The sequence below is a fragment of the Segatella copri genome (assembly GCF_003465495.1).
GTDB lineage: Bacteria > Bacteroidota > Bacteroidia > Bacteroidales > Bacteroidaceae > Prevotella > Prevotella copri_G.
Map to the genome: position 1 here is coordinate 19590 of NZ_QSAV01000015.1, position 16187 is coordinate 35776.

The following is a 16187-nucleotide window of genomic DNA, read 5'->3' on the forward strand; positions in this document are numbered from 1 at the left end:
ATAGAGAATATGACAAAGCTCGAAAAACTATATGCAAGTATCAAAGGTCTTCAAGATCTTGGCTTGCCGCTAAACCAGGAAACCTTGAAGGCTGCTGATGAATTGGAAGAGCAACTCATCAAGGAAGAAATTCTCCCTGCCATGTCGCAAGACATTGAACCTTTACTATCCAAGATACAGCGTGAACTGGTGCTCGTAGTAGAGTACAAGCCTGGCTCCCCTATCAGCGTGGCATTGAGTCGTAAGACCAATATCTCGGAAATCATCAATGCCAAGAAACTGGAGATTGACCCAGAAGTCTCTCATCGCGAAGGCATCCATCGCACACAGAAAATAGAACAAAAAGCGCCAAGAACAGGCATCTTAGTGCATACGCCCAACGGCACTACTATTCATGAGAAAGATGCAGCTTCTACTTTTACAGAAGCTATCAAGCAAGCTGGTATTCTCAATGTTCGCTCTCTTGGTTTAAAATATTGCGGTGTAAACATCGTCTCAACAACTAAGGACAAGAAATACGGAAAATCCCAACGTGAGGTTACTCCAGGACTATATGTCTTAACACATAGCAACACAAAAGATAAGAAGAAAATGCTTGATAAGATTTCTGTTGCCCTTAACCTAGGTTGGAAAATTGAAATCATATAAAAAGAGTCCATCTTTTTGTAATTTCAGCAATTCTCCTTGAAAAGTAATAAAAATAAGCTAGACTTGGATTAAGCAACACCTAGGAGAAAAGGAATACAAAACCTGTACGCAAAGGGTGCAGGGCCCTACGTGCCCGTTCCCTGGCCCATTTCATCAAAGACAACCCAGGGCTTAAAGAATTACGCATCTCCATGAAAGGATACGTAGATCAAGAATGGATGGAAAATATCCCTCTCATAGCCATTGGCACATATTTCGAGAGATAAAATTAAAAAGAGAAGAAGCAAACACGGAAATACTCTTCACTCTTCACCAACCCCTCCGAAACACCGATAAACAGGGCGGTTGGAAGAGGTGAAGAGTTCTCTGAAACTCTTCACCCACTCTTCACCACTCTTCACCTGAATACCTTTTCAAGAAACCTACTGAAAAGAATACAGTTGGCTACCTCCATCATAAATAAAACGCCCCGCCATTTTACGAATTGACAAGAATACTGCAAAAATCAGAGATAACAAAAAGATTCGCCACCTTTTTTATATTATCCCCCATTTTTCTTGCAAAATCAAAATATTCATCGTATCTTTGCAAATAGAATTTGTAGTAAGGCGAATAGCTCGCAAAAAGCTATCCTGAAAACATAGGAGATTAGATTATGACAGAAATGAACGATAGAAGATTGCCCGTAGGTATCCAGTCTTTTGAAAAAATTAGAAAGGAAGGATACCTATATGTTGACAAGACAGATATCATCTGGCAACTTGCCAACAGAAATAAAACGTATAATTACCTAAGCCGCCCACGCCGCTTTGGCAAGTCGATTCTCGTGGATACACTCCAGGCTTACTTCGAGGGGAAAAAGGAACTCTTCGAAGGATTGAAGGTGATGAAGCTAGAGAAAGACTGGACCTGCTATCCCGTAATTCGACTCGACATGAGTTGCGGAGGAGCTACCCCCGAAGAACTCAACTCCTATCTCGACGATGCCTTCTATAAACTCGAACAGAAGTATGAAGTTGCGGTACGTCCGGAGGTTTCCCTTGCCGTACGTTTCCAGAACATCATCGAAACGATGTTTCAAAAGACCGGAAAACAGGCGGTTATCCTCATCGATGAGTATGATTCTCCATTGCAGCACTCCTGGAAGACTCCTCAGCATGATGCCTGCACAGCCATCTACAAGTCCGTGTTTGCCGTCTTGAAAAAAGAAGACGAACACGAGCGTTTCGTCTTCATCACGGGCATCACCAAGTTCACACAAATCTCCCTCTTCTCCGTGCTCAACAACCTGAGCAACATCAGTTTTGATGCACCCTACGCCACCATCTGCGGTATTTCAAAGCAGGAAGCTGCCGAAAACTTCATACCTGAGATTGAGGCAATGGGAGAAGAAAATGGATGGACTCCAGAGGAGACTCTGAAGCAGCTCACGGCGTTTTACGACGGATATCATTTCTGCCGCAAAAATATGGTGGATATTTTCAATCCGTTTAGCCTCATCAATGCCCTGGATGATAGGGAATTGAGAAATTACTGGGCTTCATCAGGGGCCACTTCCCTATTGCCAAAGTTCGTGGATGACATGGAAATGAAGATGGAATATTTTGACCATTGCTTCATCGAGCGCGATACCCTGGAAACATCGGATGTGGTGAATGGCGGAGCCGAGCTCTTCCTCTATCAGTCGGGTTATCTCACCATCAAGGGTTACGACGATGGCGTTTACATCCTGGGCTTCCCTAACTTTGAAGTTCGCAAGGCATTATACAGCGTAGTGGTTCCAGCCTTGACCATGAAGTCGAATTCGGAAGTGGTTTCTGCGCAGAGCTTCCTCAGAAAAATGATGCAGGACGGCAATACCGCTGAAGCCAAGAAGGCATTAAAGGCTCTTATCGCCGATGTTCCATACAGCAACAAGAAGATGGCAAGTATGGATATGGAGGAACGTTACCGACTGATAATGAGTACGATATTCAGAGCCTTGGGCTTTAGGGTGGAAGTAGAAAGGATGCTGGCCACTGGCAGGATTGATATGATTGTAGAGGTTCCATCCTTCATCTACGTCCTGGAGCTGAAGCTATCGAACAATGGCGGCATTTCTGCTGCCGAGAGCCAGATAAAGGAAAAGAGCTACACAGAACCATTCAAGGCAGACAAACGCAAAGTTATCGCCCTGGCAGTGGAACTCGATGAAAAGGGCAAGGGATTGATAGATTGGAAAGAAGTGGATGAGTCTTTGTAATCAAGATAAAGCTCTTCACCCTACCCCAGATAAACAGGGAGGTTGACGGAGGTGAAGAGTGGTGAAGAGTGGGTGAAGAGTTGCTGATGACTCTTCACCTCCCGAAATGCCGATAAACACAGGGGATTTGGAAGGAAAGGTGAAGAGTGAAGAGATTTTTGCAGAATGCTAAACATAAATCATATTAATAGGATTGGGAAATCTGGTTTTCCCGTCTGAGATGACTGTCTTATAGGAACAGCTGACTGTTCCCTATTCTGCCAGTCGGCTGTTCGCCCCAAACAGCCGACTGACCATACGCAAACAGCACACTTATCTTTCAGAGATAAATATCAGAACATCGGAGATTTATCTGCCAAAAACAGCCATATCAAAACAAAAACGAAATGAAACTTCCCTGAAATTTGGAGGGTTTAAAAAAATATATTACCTTTGCACCCGCAAAAAAGATAAGATTATGAACGGATTGTATACTATATTATTATTGGTGCTGAGCAACATCTTCATGACGCTGGCTTGGTACGGACACCTCAAGTTGCAACAAACGGGCGTGAGCAGCAACTGGCCTCTTATCGGTGTCATCGCCTTCAGTTGGGCCATCGCCTTCTTCGAATATTGCTGTCAGGTACCAGCCAACCGCATCGGTTTCGTGGATAATGGCGGACCGTTTAATCTGGTCCAGCTCAAAGTGATTCAGGAATGCGTATCGCTTATCGTCTTCGCCATCATCGCCAATATCCTCTTTCAGGGACAGGGATTGCACTGGAATCATTTCGCAGCCTTCTGCTGCCTGATTGCAGCCGTTTATTTCGTATTCATGAAATAGCCGGATAAGGAGTTAACTCAATATAACTCCTTATCCGGCTAACTTTTTAGTTTTACACCTGCCCTACACCAGGTTATAGATTTCGCTCGGCGTCTTGCGCTTCAATACTTCCAGTTGGAAGTCCTTGCCGGCTATGATGCCTTTGCTGCGCAGAATCTGCTCCACGGTTTTGCGTGCCAGCTCAGGATGGTTGTTCTCCTCGCTGAGATGACAGAGCCAGACGTGATGAAGCTCCGGTGTAGCATAATTGGCAAGCGCCTCGCCACAATCGTCGTTGCTCAGATGACCGTTATCTCCCAGAATGCGCTCCTTCAGATACTGGGGATAATGACCCTGTTGGAGCATCTCTACACTATGGTTCGCCTCGAGTACAAGATAGTTGGCACGGCCGATAAAGTCGTGCATCTCTTCGGTAATATGACCCACATCGGTGATGAGACAGAAGTTTACACCTCCGCACTCCACGAAATAGCCAACATTGTCGGTACTGTCATGGGGTACGCCGAACGGAGTAATCTTAAACTCGCCCAGTGTGAAAGTTACGTTCTTCTCTATCACACGAGCATGGTTAGGCTCTATCTTCTTTCGAACACAATAGTTGCGCTCGATGCCTTGATGTACTTTACGGGTCGTATATACCGGTAGATGATAGTCAGTACTCAGACTCCCCACCGACTTTACATGGTCGGCGTGGTCATGCGTGATGAGGACGTGATGCACATCCTCGAAGCGAAGTCCATAGTTATGGAAATGCTTCTTCAATATTCTTATTCCTACTCCTACGTCTATCAGTATCGAATCCGTATCAGTGTAAAGATAATAGCAATTGCCACTACTTCCACTGCCAAAGGATATAAATTTCAGCATTTTAATTGTTATTTTCCATGCAAAGTTAGCAAAAAAGATTCTTATTACAAAGTTTTTTACTATCTTTGTGCCGAAATATCGCAAAAAAATAGAATTTTTAAGATTTGAGAATCATGATAAAGAAGTCGATGATAGGTTTATGCATAGCTGTGGCATGCATGACCGCAAGTATATTCAGCCTTTCGGGCTGTGAACCTCACGAAGGCAGCGAGGACCAGCTGAAGGCTGATGTTGATTCGTTTGCCAACTATTATTTCAACTGGCATTTCCAGAAAGCCGTGAAGTATTGCACCCAGGAATCGGAGCGCTGGCTGCGCTATGCTGCAAGTAATGTGAACGAGACCGACGTGGAACTGCTGCGCCAGAAACCGGAGGATGCCAGCATCGAGATTACGGATATTGATTTCGGTGACGATGAAACAAGTGCCACCGTTACCCTTACGGTTCATAATTTTCTGCTGATGGACAGCATCGGGCAGGATCCGCAGCTCATAGAACAGGCCGATTTCCAACTGCCGATGTGTATGGAAAAGGGACTCTGGAAGATTAAGTTGGATAAATTGCCTTGAAAAAAGTAAGGAGTTTCTGAGGGACATCATAATCAAAAAAGATGCCCTACAGAAACTCCTGGCTATAAACTGTTAACTATAAACTATTAGCTGCATTTAGAACGGCAGACCAACTGCGAAATGGAAGGCGAAATCGCGGTCTAGTTTCGGGTGGATAATCGCCCAATGCTCTTCCTTCGTTCCGTAGGCTGGATTGATCGCCTTCATACCCATATCCAAACGGAGGATGAAGTAATCGAAATTCAACCTGAGACCTAAGCCATAGGCTACAGCTATCTGTTTGTAGAATTCATCTATCTTGAACTGGCCACCAGGCTGATCCTGATAATTGCGAAGTGTCCAGATATTACCGGCATCGATAAACGCTGCACCCTCAAACTTCCAGAAGAGCGAAGTGCGGTATTCTGCATTCAAGTCGAGCTTCACATCACCCGTCTGGTTGATGAAATCTATTCTGCCGTCAGTTCCCTTAAACTTGCCCGGACCTAATTCTCTTACGCCCCAACCTCTTACCGAGTTGGCACCACCCGAGAAATAACGCTTTTCGAAAGGCAACACCGTACTGTTGCCGTAAGGATAAGCCACACCGATGCCCGCATGCAGCGCCAGAGCATTGCGCTTATCAAACTGCATCAGATGGGTATAATCTACATCAAACTTGGCATACTGGGCATAAGCTATATTAAATAATGTACGCTGCCCCTGGCTGTTCACCTTGAAACCGAAAGCCTTGGAAACACCGCTCAGCAGATTGCCCGAACTCTCTACATTCACTCGCACAGCATCTACCCCATCGCTATAACTCAAACCGAAACCCATCTTCATGATAAACAGGTCTTCGTAATTGTAGCGGAGGATGGCATTTCTGTTTTCTGCATTATCGAGATAGTCTCTCTTGAAAGTCTCGGATATCCATGGCATATACACATAGTTGAGATCGAGCAGGTCGAAACGCCAAGCCAGGTGATGACGCGGTTCTGTCCAGCGATAACGCCAGGCAGTAGAGAATACGCGGCGATGAAACTCCGGACGGTTCTGAAGATTCCAACTTGCCGACAACTCGCTGTTTGCCGTCTGTCTTCTTCTGAAATTTCTTGAAAGGAAAGGCGCCAAGAAACGAGGGAAAACCAGTTTGCCTTCAACCGAATATTCAGTATAGTTCTGGTCCTGATACCCCTCCAGACCGGTAATAGCCTCGTAGGCTCCACGAAGTTCTATGCTCAGCTGCTCACTACCTCTGAAGAGATTTCGGTTGGTATAAGTGAGCGATGCAGCAGCTCCCAAGTCGCCCGCCGTATTGGTTCCCTCCGGCTGGAAGGCGATGGTAGAAGGCTTGTTGGTACTGATCTGGATATTGCAATCCATCTGCCGGCTGATGCTGTTCCTCACCATTCCGTTCTCCGTAACATGGTTGCTGTCAGGAACTTCAGAGAAACTGATATTGGTATACTTCACCGCCTGCAGACGGGCAAAGTTGTTATAGGTGCGCTGCAAGGCAGCGGCACTGTAGGGACGGCCTTCTCTGAGGGCAGTGGCATTGAGCAAAACCTGATGGCGCAGATGGATTCGGTCGCTGTCATTACTCAGATAGTTGATGTTTCTGATTTCATATCGGGGATGATCAACCTCAGGAGCATTACTGTTTGCCTTATACTTCATCAGGTGGAGCGTCAGGGCGATATCCTTCTGTCCCGCAATCGTATCGGCAGAAAACTGGATAAAATCTTTATGAAAGCGGAAATAGCCATCATTGGTCAGAAGGCTGGAGATACGCCTGCGCTCATTATCCAATGTTTCTACCGTAAATCTCATACCCGGCTTAATCTGCTGATTATCGGGGTTATCGAGATGCAGAAGTTGCTGGATATGTTCATCTTCCACCTCATATTTCACCTTACCTATCATAAAAGGTTCTCCGGGATGCAACAGATAGGTAGCATCCAGTTTCTTTCCTTTCTTGGTGGTATAGAGCGACACCCCGGCATGCATGAAGCCCTGGTTCTGCATGGCAGTAAGCAGATCCTGACAGGAGAGCCGCGCCTGCAAAGTATCGTAGATGACAGGCTTCTTGCTGAAAGGATTCTTGAAGAGCGAGAAGAGTTTCGGTTTCTCTTTCTGGCGCACATACTGCTTGAGCGCCCCGGCATTATACCCTGCCGAGTCGCTCTTCACTTCCACCTTATTTAATATATACTCCCCTTCCGGCACCATTTTGCTTGAAGAACAAGATGCTATGAGCAGCGGCAAGGCAAGTAATGAAATCGTTTCTTTTTTCAAAATATCTATCGTTTTTGATATGCAAAGATAATGCAAAACAAATTAAATACAAAATATTTAGCACTTTTTATTTTGAAATGTCTATATTTTATGTTACCTTTGCACACATATAGACAAAAAATAAATGATTAGCAAGAATAAAATAAAGTACATACGTTCGCTCGAACTGAAGAAGAACAGAAATAAAGAAGGAAAGTTCGTGGCAGAAGGTTTCAAGGTGGTAGACGATCTGCTCGCTCTGCAACCTGCCGACCTAATTGTAGCTACCGGCGAATGGCTCCGGGGCAAACACTTCGGGGCAGAAACCGAAGTGATAGAGGTTACTGATGAAGAACTGAAGAAGGTGAGTTTCCTGCAACATCCGCAACAGGTGCTTGCCGTATTCAAACAGGCAACATCAGGAGATTACTCTATTAATACCAGCGAACTGAGTCTGGCGCTCGACGGCGTTCAGGACCCGGGCAATCTGGGCACCATCATCCGCATCGCCGACTGGTTTGGCATCACTCATATCTACTGCAGTCAGGATACTGCCGACGTATACAATCCGAAGGTGGTGCAGGCCACGATGGGCAGCATAGCAAGAGTGAAGGTAGAATACGGCGACCTGCTGGGACTGGTAGAATCACTTCCTGCCGACGTTCCCGTTTACGGCACCCTGCTCGATGGCGACAACATCTATCAGCAAAAGCTCGAAAACCGAGGACTTATCGTGATGGGAAACGAAGGAAAAGGCATCTCGCCAGACCTGGCAAAGAAGGTGAATCACAAGTTGCTCATCCCTAACTTTCCGGAAGGTAGAGCTACAGCCGACAGTCTGAATGTGGCTATCGCTACCGCCATTACCTGCTCTGAATTCAGAAGAAACTTTTAAAGGTAAAAGGGTAAAAAAGTAAAAGGGTAAAAAACAAAAGCGATAATTAAAAATTAAAACAAGATAGTTATGGAAGTAAATGAATTATTTAAGCACCGCAGTATAACTTCCTGCATGAGAGCATCATACGATACCATAACAAGTGACTTCAGATCACTCGTAAAACAGACATGGACTACCCATGTTCCATTTGCAGTATTGCTGGCTATCGTACTCTATTTCCTCCTCCCCAACAAACCGCTTCACGATTGGGGAGCCGTGAATCCGATGGCTTCGTTCATCCTGCAAACCATCATTTACGGAGCCACTATCGTAATGGCTATCGTATCATTCTGGCATCTTCTGCCAAGAAAGCAACTGTGTCCTAAGGGCGAAAAGCGCAAGATAGGAAAATCCCTCCTCCGCATTCTCCGCCACTTCGGTGGTTTCTTTCTGACCAGTTTTCTCGGCATGATTATCGTAGGCATCGCTACCTTTATCGCAGCCCTGCCTTCCATCATCCTCATCATCGCACAGTTCTATTCACAGCTTGGTGCACTTGATGGCGACCCGCTCGGTGTGCCGGGTTATTTCACCCCACTCCTCTTCCTGGTGTTCACCATCACCTTCCTGCTCATCATCTACGCCCTGAGCTGGCTCGGCATTTCACTTGCCTATCAATTCGGCTCTTACAAGGTGCAAGACGAAGAGAAGAAGAGAATGAAGGAAAGCCAGAAGATGGCAACCGCAGAAATTGAAAAATATTAATCGTATTAACATATATAAGAGACATGAAACAGACAAGATTACTCTTCATCGACCGCGATGGAACTCTGATTCAGGAACCAGAGGATGAACAGATTGACAGCTTCGAGAAGCTGGTATTCACCAAGGGCGTGTTCCGCAATCTCTCCTTCATTGCCCAGCACACCGACTACGAGCTGGTGATGGTGAGCAACCAGGACGGACTGGGTACCGACTCCTTTCCGGAAGATACCTTCTGGCCAGTCCACAACTTCATCATCCAGACCCTGGAGAGCGAAGGCATCCACTTTGCCAAGCAGCACATCGACCGCCACTTCCCTGAAGATAACTCGCCGATGCGCAAGCCAGGAACAGGCATGCTGACCGAATACATCGATAACCCGGCCTACGATATGGCAAACAGTTATGTAATCGGCGACCGTGAAACCGATGCCCAGCTTGCAGAAAACCTGGGTTGCAAGAGTCTGATTCTCGGAAAAGACGGCATGGACTGGGATAAGATTGCCGAGATTCTCTTTGCCGGTGACCGTATCGCAGAGGTGAAGCGCACCACCAAGGAGACAGATATCTACATCAAGGTAAATCTCGATGGTTCAGGCAAATGCGACATTTCTACCGGTCTCGGTTTCTTCGACCACATGCTGGAACAGATAGGCAAGCACGGCATGATGGATCTCACCATCCATACCAAGGGCGACCTCTATGTGGATGAGCACCACACCATCGAAGATACGGGTATTGCACTGGGCGAATGCCTGCTGCAGGCTTTAGGTGACAAGCGCGGAATAGAAAGATACGGCTACAGTCTGCCAATGGATGATTGTCTCTGTCAGGTAGCATTGGACTTCGGTGGCCGTCCATGGCTGATTTGGGATGCCGAGTTCCACAGAGAGAAGGTGGGCGAAATGCCAACCGAGATGTTCAAGCATTTCTTCAAGAGTCTGAGTGATGCAGCAAAGATGAACCTCAATATCAAGGCTGAAGGCGAAAATGAGCATCACAAGATAGAAGGCATCTTCAAGGCACTTGCCCGTTCGCTGAAAATGGCGGTAAAGAGAGACATCTACCACTTCGAGCTTCCTAGTTCTAAGGGAATGCTGTAAGGATTTTATAGTTAAGAGTTTATAGTTTATAGATGACTGTTGCTATAAACTATAAACTCTTAACTATAAACTATTATTAGAACTTTGTCATGAACTCCACAACAATCTTATCTTTTTCTGAAACTTTAGCTATACCACCTTTACGATAGAAATATTTCTCGTAGTTGATACGGATATCCGAGATGAATGGCTTGGCAAGACTCAGGGTTACACCGCCCGTAACACGATGGCGCTTGTAATCATTAATCTTCAAGGCACCCAGTTCTGTATCAGAACCGCCATATCTTGTACCATCACTGTGGTCGCTCATGAAATCATATCTTGCCAAAGGCGAAACCTTCCTGATAAGGCTCTTAGGATTAGCCACCGGAATATCATAGCATACGAAACCATCGAATGCATGAACATCGTGGAAAGCATCCTTACTGTAATGCTTGTAAAGATACTCAGCCTCAGCAATGAAACCACCCTTGTGGAAGGTGATACCGCCATCATACATCGTTACCGTAACATCAGATGGCTTGATCTTCTGGGTACTCAACACCAGGTTGACATTTGGGAAGAGGAACTGAGCCTTGGCTGAATAGTTAACGCCCTTGGTCCAGTAATCCTTCTGGTTGGTCAAACCCGAACCGTTGAAGATACCGGCATTCACCACAATTGGGAAACCTACATTCCAGGTGTATCCTATTTCGGCACCCACGTCGCGCACGTTGCCCACCTGCTTGGCGATGAACGAGCGGTTGGCGAAGTACTGCTGATGAGGAGAACGGTGAGCATCAATAGTGAATGGCACACGCTCCTGACCAATGGTAAGCTGCAGTGTCTTCCAAGGCTTGATGCGGGTATAAGCATCGAGCATCTTGATCTTACCCTCATCACAGAGATCAATCTCAGCCTTATAACTAACCTCCTTTGTTACATTTCCTGCTACATTGATACGGGCCGTACGCACCTCAAATCGTCCCTCCCCTTCCTCGGTTTGGTATTCATACTTAGAACGGATGGTTCCACCTATCTTCATTGTCTTGACGAATTCAGGCACATTGTTTCCAAGAGAACTCTTTTCTGAGTTTTGGGCATTCATTCCCATCGACACCATAGCGAGCGCCATCAACAGATACGTTTTCTTCTTCATTTTTACCTTATTATATATAGCATAATTGATTGTTACCAACAAGAAAGCAATCCCGTTATGAATTGAAATCCTACAAGATGCCTTTCTATTTCTTTTCGGCTGCAAAGATAAGGATAAAATATTTCTTTCACAAAACATAAGTATTAAAAAAGTGTTACATTGCCTGTTTACAAAGCGTGTAATATGATTGTAACGCCCGTAATATCGATGTAACATCATCGTCATAAACATGTAACCATCTTTTCGCTCTAGTTTAAAAATATCGCCGTACCTTTGCAACCGAAAAGAAATACAATTAACATATATGATTATATGAAGGAAAATAAAAAAGCGATTTTGGAGATTCTCAAGAAGAAGTCCAAGAAAGACGGTAAGTTTGAAAACTTGGTTCTCAACCTCGCCTTACAGAAGATTGACAGCGATAATTTTGAGTTTGACGGCGGGGCAGTCTATACCGCCGACAAGAAGCGCTTGGTTTACTACATGAACCATGATGCCAGTTTTACGATTCCCGAGGGAGTAGAGATTATCGGAGAGATGGCTTTCCGTGGCAAGAAACAATTGGCTCATGTCATCATCCCTAGTACGGTGAAGGAGATTGAACATGATGCATTCTATGATTGTGATGAATTGGATAACATTTATATACCAGCCAGCGTGAAAGCTATCAAAGCATACGCTTTCGCTGAATGCGACAAACTGAAGAAGATTACTTTCGCAGGAACTCCAGAAAAGTTGAGCCGTCATACTTTCGATGACTGCGACCAGTTGCACGACATCATCGTTCCAGCAGGCAGCAGCAAGTTCTTCCGTAAAGAGCTTCATTTTATCGACGGAGATACAGATTTCCTCGTTCTGGAAGTACCAGGCAAAGACTCTAAAGAACCTTCTAAGAACAAGAAGGACGAGAAAGTTTCTGAAAAGAAAGCTAACGCAGAGAAGAAAGAAAAGACTTCTGAAAAGAAAGCTGACTTAGAGAAGAAGGAAGCTGCTCCAGAAAAGAAAGTTGAAAAAAAGAATAAGAAAGAGTCTACAAAAATAAAATAACCCACAAACTTTCGAATGTGGTTCAAGAACGGACTGCAAGCCCAAAAGCCCCTAGCCCAGGGCGTATGGAAAGACATTAGAAAGTTAAATAACTCTATAATTAGCAAACGACTATGACCAAAGAAGAATTACTCAAAAAGGCATACGTAGAACGCGATATCAGTTGGATGTACTTCAACCATCGCATTCTCCAGGAAGCAGAGAAAGAGTACGTCCCATTGTTGGAGCGTCTCTCTTTTCTCGGTATTTATTCCAATAACCTTGACGAGTTCTTCCGCGTCCGCGTGGCATCACTCAACCGCATGCTCAACCAGAAGCTCGACAAGGATACCGAACAGCAGATTAAGAAATCACTTAAAACAATTAATAAACTCAATGAATCTTATTCGAAAGAATACACTGAGGCGGTGGATACGGTTTTCCGAGAGCTTGAAGTACACAAGGTTCGCCTGCTCAACGAAGACCAGCTCAACGACGAGCAGAAGGAATTCCTTACGCAGTTCTTCTACGACAAGCTCAATGGTTCTATCAACCCTATCTGGCTCAACGAGATAGACGACCTCTCCACACTGGAGGACAACCGCATTTACCTTGCCGTAGAAAAGGCTGAGGATGACAAGAAGAAGAAATATGCCGTAGTAAAGGTACCAGATAGAGTTTACGGACGCTGGGTAAAGGTGCCGGCAAACGAGGGTTTTGACAACATCATGTATCTGGACGATGTCATCAGATACTGTCTACCTCTGGTATTCCTCGGTTTCAAGGAGAGCACCTACCGTGCTTTCAGTTTCAAGTTTACCAAGGATGCCGAAATGGAGATGGACAATGATGCCGACTTCGGAACCATGGAGAAGATTGCACTGGGTGTAAACAGCCGTAAGAAGGGTGAAGCCGTGCGCGTAATCTACGATCAGGAGATGCCGAAGGAACTCCAAAAGAAACTCCGTGAGCGATTGAACACCAAGGAGTTGGATGCTTCACTAGCTGGCGGTAGATACCAGAACCACAAGGATCTGATGTCGTTCCCTGATTGCGGCCACAAGGAACTGAAGTACGAAAAATGGGCTCCTATCATGAAGCCTGAGTTCCTTTCCAACGAGAGCATCCTCGACCAGATTCGTGAGAAAGACCGTTTTATCCATGTACCCTACCATAGCTTCAACGGCTACATCCGTGTGCTCCGTGAGGCAGCTATCAAACCCGAGGTGAAGGCAATCAAGACCACCCTCTATCGCCTGGCAAAGGATTCAAAGGTAGTGAAGGCACTCATTACCGCTGCCCGCAACGGCAAGAAGGTAACAGCCGTAGTAGAACTTCTGGCACGTTTCGACGAGGAGAGCAACATCAAATGGAGCAAGCGCATGCAGGAAGAGGGCGTGAACGTAATCTTCGGTGTAGAAGGACTGAAGATTCACTCCAAGCTGCTCTATATCGAATCAAAGAAGGGCAACATCGCCTGTGTGGGAACCGGAAACTTCCACGAGGGCAATGCCAAGATCTATACCGACTATCTGATGATGACAGCCCGTACTAAGCTGGTAAACGAGGTGGCTAAGGTATTCGATTTCATCGACCGTCCATTCTCACCATTCCGCTTCAATGAGCTTCTCGTCTCTCCAAACTCCATGAAGAGCCGCATCCTGCGCATGCTTGATACAGAAATCAAGAATGCCAACGAGGGCAAGGAGGCTTGGGTGAAGATGAAGATCAACCACATCACCGATACCGATATGGTAACCAAGCTCTATCAGGCATCGAAGGCTGGCGTGAAGATAGACATCGTGATCCGCGGCAACTGTTCGCTGGTGCCAGGCATCGCCAAGCTCAGCGACAACATCCGCTGCGTGGGCATCATCGACCGCTATCTGGAGCACAGCCGCATCCTTATCTTTGCCAACGGAGGCAAGCCAAGATACTTCATCGGTTCTGCCGACTGGATGCCAAGAAACCTCATCAACCGCATCGAGGTACTCACCCCGGTATATGACGAGGATATGCAGGCAGACCTGCTCCGCACCATCTCCTATGGTATGAGAGATACGATGAACGGCAGAGTGGTAGATGGCAAGGGCGGCAAGGAGTTTGTGGAAGGTGAACCATTCCGCAGTCAGGAAGAACTTTATAAGGCATATAAATAATAAAGCATATAAATAATGATGAATTTAGCATCCATTGATATCGGCTCAAACGGAGCCCGACTCCTTATCAAGCGCTTCGATCCCGAGGCAATCCGAGAGGAAGACCGCATCAAAAAACTCATGTTCATCCGCATCCCATTGCGATTGGGTAAGGATGTATTCACCCTGGGAAAGGTTTCCAAGGAGCGTGAGAAGATGATGCTCCACATGATGAAGGGCTTCAAGCAATTCATGAAACTCAATGACGTAGAGGCATTTCGCGCCTGTGCCACTTCAGCCATGCGCGATGCCGAGAACGGCAAGAAGGTGCTCAAGAAGATAGAGAAGCAAACCGGCATCAAACTCGAAATCATCAAGGGGCAGGAGGAGGCACAGCTCCTCTACAACAACCTGGTAGAGAAAACAGACTCCAACGAGGGCAGCTTTGCCTACATTGATGTGGGCGGTGGTTCCACGGAGGTGAGTATCATCCATGACGGTGTGCTCGCCGAAAGCTATTCCTACAACATGGGTACTCTGAGAATGCTGAGCGGCAAGGTGACTGCCGAAACCGAAAAGCTCTTCAAGGAGAACCTGACGAGATATGCCGAGCAATACGGCGACATCAGGATCATCGGTTCGGGTGGCAACATCAACAAGTTGAACAAGCTGGCACGCCACAGCAAGCAGGACTCCAAAAACCTGACGCTTGCCGAACTGAAGCGTCTCTATTCGATGATGCAGCCCCTGAGCATCGAGGAGCGAGAGATTTCTTTCTCCCTGAAGGAAGACCGTGCCGATGTCATCATTCCTGCCGCTGAGATCTTCCTCAAGGCATGCGAATACCTGAAGTGTGAAAACATCATGGTGCCCAACATCTCCCTCGCCGACTCCATCGTGGATGGACTCTATGAGAAGATGATGGCAAAAACAGAGAAATAAACCACTTCATCCACAAATAAAAAAGATCCGAGACAGACTGGCTAGAAATAGCCGCTGTTTCGGATTAACTTTTTTATAATTCGGATAAAAGAGGTATTTGCTATACTTCAGATAAGAGAGTAAGTACGTATCCCTTTTTCTTCAGCGACTCAATCTTAACGGTCGCATCATGCTGAAGAGCATGACGGAGATACGTCATCTGCACATTCACAGCCAGGGAGTTGGCATAGCTCACGGTTCCCCACACCGCCTCCTGTATCATCTCCTTGCTTACTACATTACCGATATTCTTCGCCAGCAGACGGAGGATGTCGGCTTGTCGGCTGGTGATGAGCACACGAGAGGAACGGGTGCGAAGTTCATTGTTATTATAGCAGAAGGTGGTTTCACCGAAATGATACACCTCTTCTTCTATCGTCTCACTCTCATTCATGGAGAACCGCTCCTCTATTCTTGCCAGCAACTCTTCCGGATAGAAGGGTTTGGCAAGATAATCGTTTGCCTTCAGGGAGAAACCTTTCAGTCGATCGTTCTTCTCCGTACGGTCGGTGAGAAAAAAGATAAGCACCTTCGGGTCGATGGTTCTGATGCGTTCTGCCACATCATAGCCATCCATCTCCGGCATATTGATGTCGAGCAATACCAGGTCGGGCTTCACCTCCGGGAACTGTTCCCATGCCTTCTTGCCATTTCCGGCATAAGTCACGTCGTAGCCATGCTGCTGAAGGAAACTCTTCAGCAACATGGAATACTTCAAGTCATCGTCTGCAAATAATATCTTGATCATTTTTTC

The 16187-nt window shown here is 46.1% G+C and carries 14 protein-coding genes; 10 read left to right on the forward strand and 4 right to left on the reverse strand.

Annotated features, from left to right (window positions below):
- Positions 1-9: 9 nt before the first annotated feature.
- From DWV53_RS06020 to DWV53_RS06030, 3 genes are all read left to right on the forward strand, one after another.
- On the forward strand, positions 10-648 hold the full coding sequence (locus DWV53_RS06020; protein WP_259301829.1) for a hypothetical protein: 639 nt from the start codon (positions 10-12) through the stop codon (positions 646-648).
- Positions 649-1312: 664 nt separating this feature from the next.
- The gene (locus DWV53_RS06025) at positions 1313-2890 is read left to right on the forward strand and encodes an ATP-binding protein (RefSeq protein WP_259318920.1); all 1578 of its coding nucleotides are present in this window, start codon (positions 1313-1315) and stop codon (positions 2888-2890) included.
- Between the two features lie 457 nt (positions 2891-3347).
- A complete protein-coding gene (locus DWV53_RS06030) occupies positions 3348-3716 on the forward strand; it encodes a DMT family protein (protein ID WP_040553814.1) in 369 nt (122 codons plus the stop codon).
- Between the two features lie 63 nt (positions 3717-3779).
- Here DWV53_RS06030 and DWV53_RS06035 read toward each other — a convergent pair whose 3' ends face one another.
- Positions 3780-4583 carry an MBL fold metallo-hydrolase gene (locus DWV53_RS06035; RefSeq protein ID WP_118152359.1) on the reverse strand — a complete coding sequence of 268 codons (804 nt, stop codon included), beginning with the start codon at positions 4581-4583 and terminating at the stop codon, positions 3780-3782.
- 104 nt (positions 4584-4687) lie between these two features.
- Here DWV53_RS06035 and DWV53_RS06040 point away from each other — a divergent pair, with 104 nt between their 5' ends.
- Complete coding sequence (locus DWV53_RS06040) at positions 4688-5152, forward strand: hypothetical protein (RefSeq protein ID WP_220432001.1); 465 nt, start codon at positions 4688-4690, stop codon at positions 5150-5152.
- 96 nt (positions 5153-5248) lie between these two features.
- On the opposite strand, the gene DWV53_RS06045 is transcribed toward DWV53_RS06040, so the two are convergent.
- Positions 5249-7363: a BamA/TamA family outer membrane protein gene (locus DWV53_RS06045; protein ID WP_259318927.1), complete on the reverse strand. Its 2115-nt coding sequence runs from the start codon at positions 7361-7363 to the stop codon at positions 5249-5251.
- Between the two features lie 190 nt (positions 7364-7553).
- Here DWV53_RS06045 and DWV53_RS06050 point away from each other — a divergent pair, with 190 nt between their 5' ends.
- The 3 genes from DWV53_RS06050 to hisB all read left to right on the forward strand — a co-directional run bounded on the left by DWV53_RS06050 (position 7554) and on the right by hisB (position 10150).
- Entirely contained in the window at positions 7554-8303 is a 750-nt protein-coding gene (locus DWV53_RS06050) for an RNA methyltransferase (RefSeq protein ID WP_118152365.1), read from the forward strand.
- A 69-nt stretch (positions 8304-8372) separates the two neighbouring features.
- Positions 8373-9050: a DUF975 family protein gene (locus tag DWV53_RS06055; protein ID WP_118152367.1), complete on the forward strand. Its 678-nt coding sequence runs from the start codon at positions 8373-8375 to the stop codon at positions 9048-9050.
- Between the two features lie 23 nt (positions 9051-9073).
- The gene (gene hisB / locus DWV53_RS06060) at positions 9074-10150 is read left to right on the forward strand and encodes a bifunctional histidinol-phosphatase/imidazoleglycerol-phosphate dehydratase HisB (RefSeq protein WP_118152369.1); all 1077 of its coding nucleotides are present in this window, start codon (positions 9074-9076) and stop codon (positions 10148-10150) included.
- A gap of 76 nt (positions 10151-10226) precedes the next feature.
- Here hisB and DWV53_RS06065 read toward each other — a convergent pair whose 3' ends face one another.
- On the reverse strand, positions 10227-11288 hold the full coding sequence (locus DWV53_RS06065) for a porin (protein ID WP_118152412.1): 1062 nt from the start codon (positions 11286-11288) through the stop codon (positions 10227-10229).
- A gap of 312 nt (positions 11289-11600) precedes the next feature.
- Here DWV53_RS06065 and DWV53_RS06070 point away from each other — a divergent pair, with 312 nt between their 5' ends.
- From DWV53_RS06070 to DWV53_RS06080, 3 genes are all read left to right on the forward strand, one after another.
- Positions 11601-12335: a leucine-rich repeat domain-containing protein gene (locus DWV53_RS06070; protein WP_118085699.1), complete on the forward strand. Its 735-nt coding sequence runs from the start codon at positions 11601-11603 to the stop codon at positions 12333-12335.
- A 113-nt stretch (positions 12336-12448) separates the two neighbouring features.
- Positions 12449-14473, forward strand: coding sequence for an RNA degradosome polyphosphate kinase (locus DWV53_RS06075; RefSeq protein ID WP_118152370.1), 2025 nt, complete (start codon positions 12449-12451; stop codon positions 14471-14473).
- Positions 14474-14488: 15 nt separating this feature from the next.
- A complete protein-coding gene (locus DWV53_RS06080; protein WP_118152371.1) occupies positions 14489-15394 on the forward strand; it encodes a Ppx/GppA phosphatase family protein in 906 nt (301 codons plus the stop codon).
- A gap of 100 nt (positions 15395-15494) precedes the next feature.
- Here the strand turns inward: DWV53_RS06080 and DWV53_RS06085 are convergent, their stop codons facing one another.
- A complete protein-coding gene (locus DWV53_RS06085) occupies positions 15495-16181 on the reverse strand; it encodes a response regulator transcription factor (RefSeq protein WP_118152372.1) in 687 nt (228 codons plus the stop codon).
- Positions 16182-16187 lie beyond the last annotated feature (6 nt).

Coding starts and splice junctions, on each gene's coding strand:
- DWV53_RS06080 (WP_118152371.1), top strand. CDS start 14,489: ATGATGAATTTAGCATCCATTGATATCGGCTCAAACGGAGCCCGACTC.
- DWV53_RS06085 (WP_118152372.1), bottom strand. CDS start 16,181: ATGATCAAGATATTATTTGCAGACGATGACTTGAAGTATTCCATGTTG.
- DWV53_RS06075 (WP_118152370.1), top strand. CDS start 12,449: ATGACCAAAGAAGAATTACTCAAAAAGGCATACGTAGAACGCGATATC.
- DWV53_RS06025 (WP_259318920.1), top strand. CDS start 1,313: ATGAACGATAGAAGATTGCCCGTAGGTATCCAGTCTTTTGAAAAAATT.
- DWV53_RS06070 (WP_118085699.1), top strand. CDS start 11,601: ATGAAGGAAAATAAAAAAGCGATTTTGGAGATTCTCAAGAAGAAGTCC.
- hisB (WP_118152369.1), top strand. CDS start 9,074: ATGAAACAGACAAGATTACTCTTCATCGACCGCGATGGAACTCTGATT.
- DWV53_RS06065 (WP_118152412.1), bottom strand. CDS start 11,288: ATGAAGAAGAAAACGTATCTGTTGATGGCGCTCGCTATGGTGTCGATG.
- DWV53_RS06050 (WP_118152365.1), top strand. CDS start 7,554: ATGATTAGCAAGAATAAAATAAAGTACATACGTTCGCTCGAACTGAAG.
- DWV53_RS06045 (WP_259318927.1), bottom strand. CDS start 7,363: ATGGTGCCGGAAGGGGAGTATATATTAAATAAGGTGGAAGTGAAGAGC.
- DWV53_RS06020 (WP_259301829.1), top strand. CDS start 10: ATGACAAAGCTCGAAAAACTATATGCAAGTATCAAAGGTCTTCAAGAT.
- DWV53_RS06030 (WP_040553814.1), top strand. CDS start 3,348: ATGAACGGATTGTATACTATATTATTATTGGTGCTGAGCAACATCTTC.
- DWV53_RS06035 (WP_118152359.1), bottom strand. CDS start 4,583: ATGCTGAAATTTATATCCTTTGGCAGTGGAAGTAGTGGCAATTGCTAT.
- DWV53_RS06055 (WP_118152367.1), top strand. CDS start 8,373: ATGGAAGTAAATGAATTATTTAAGCACCGCAGTATAACTTCCTGCATG.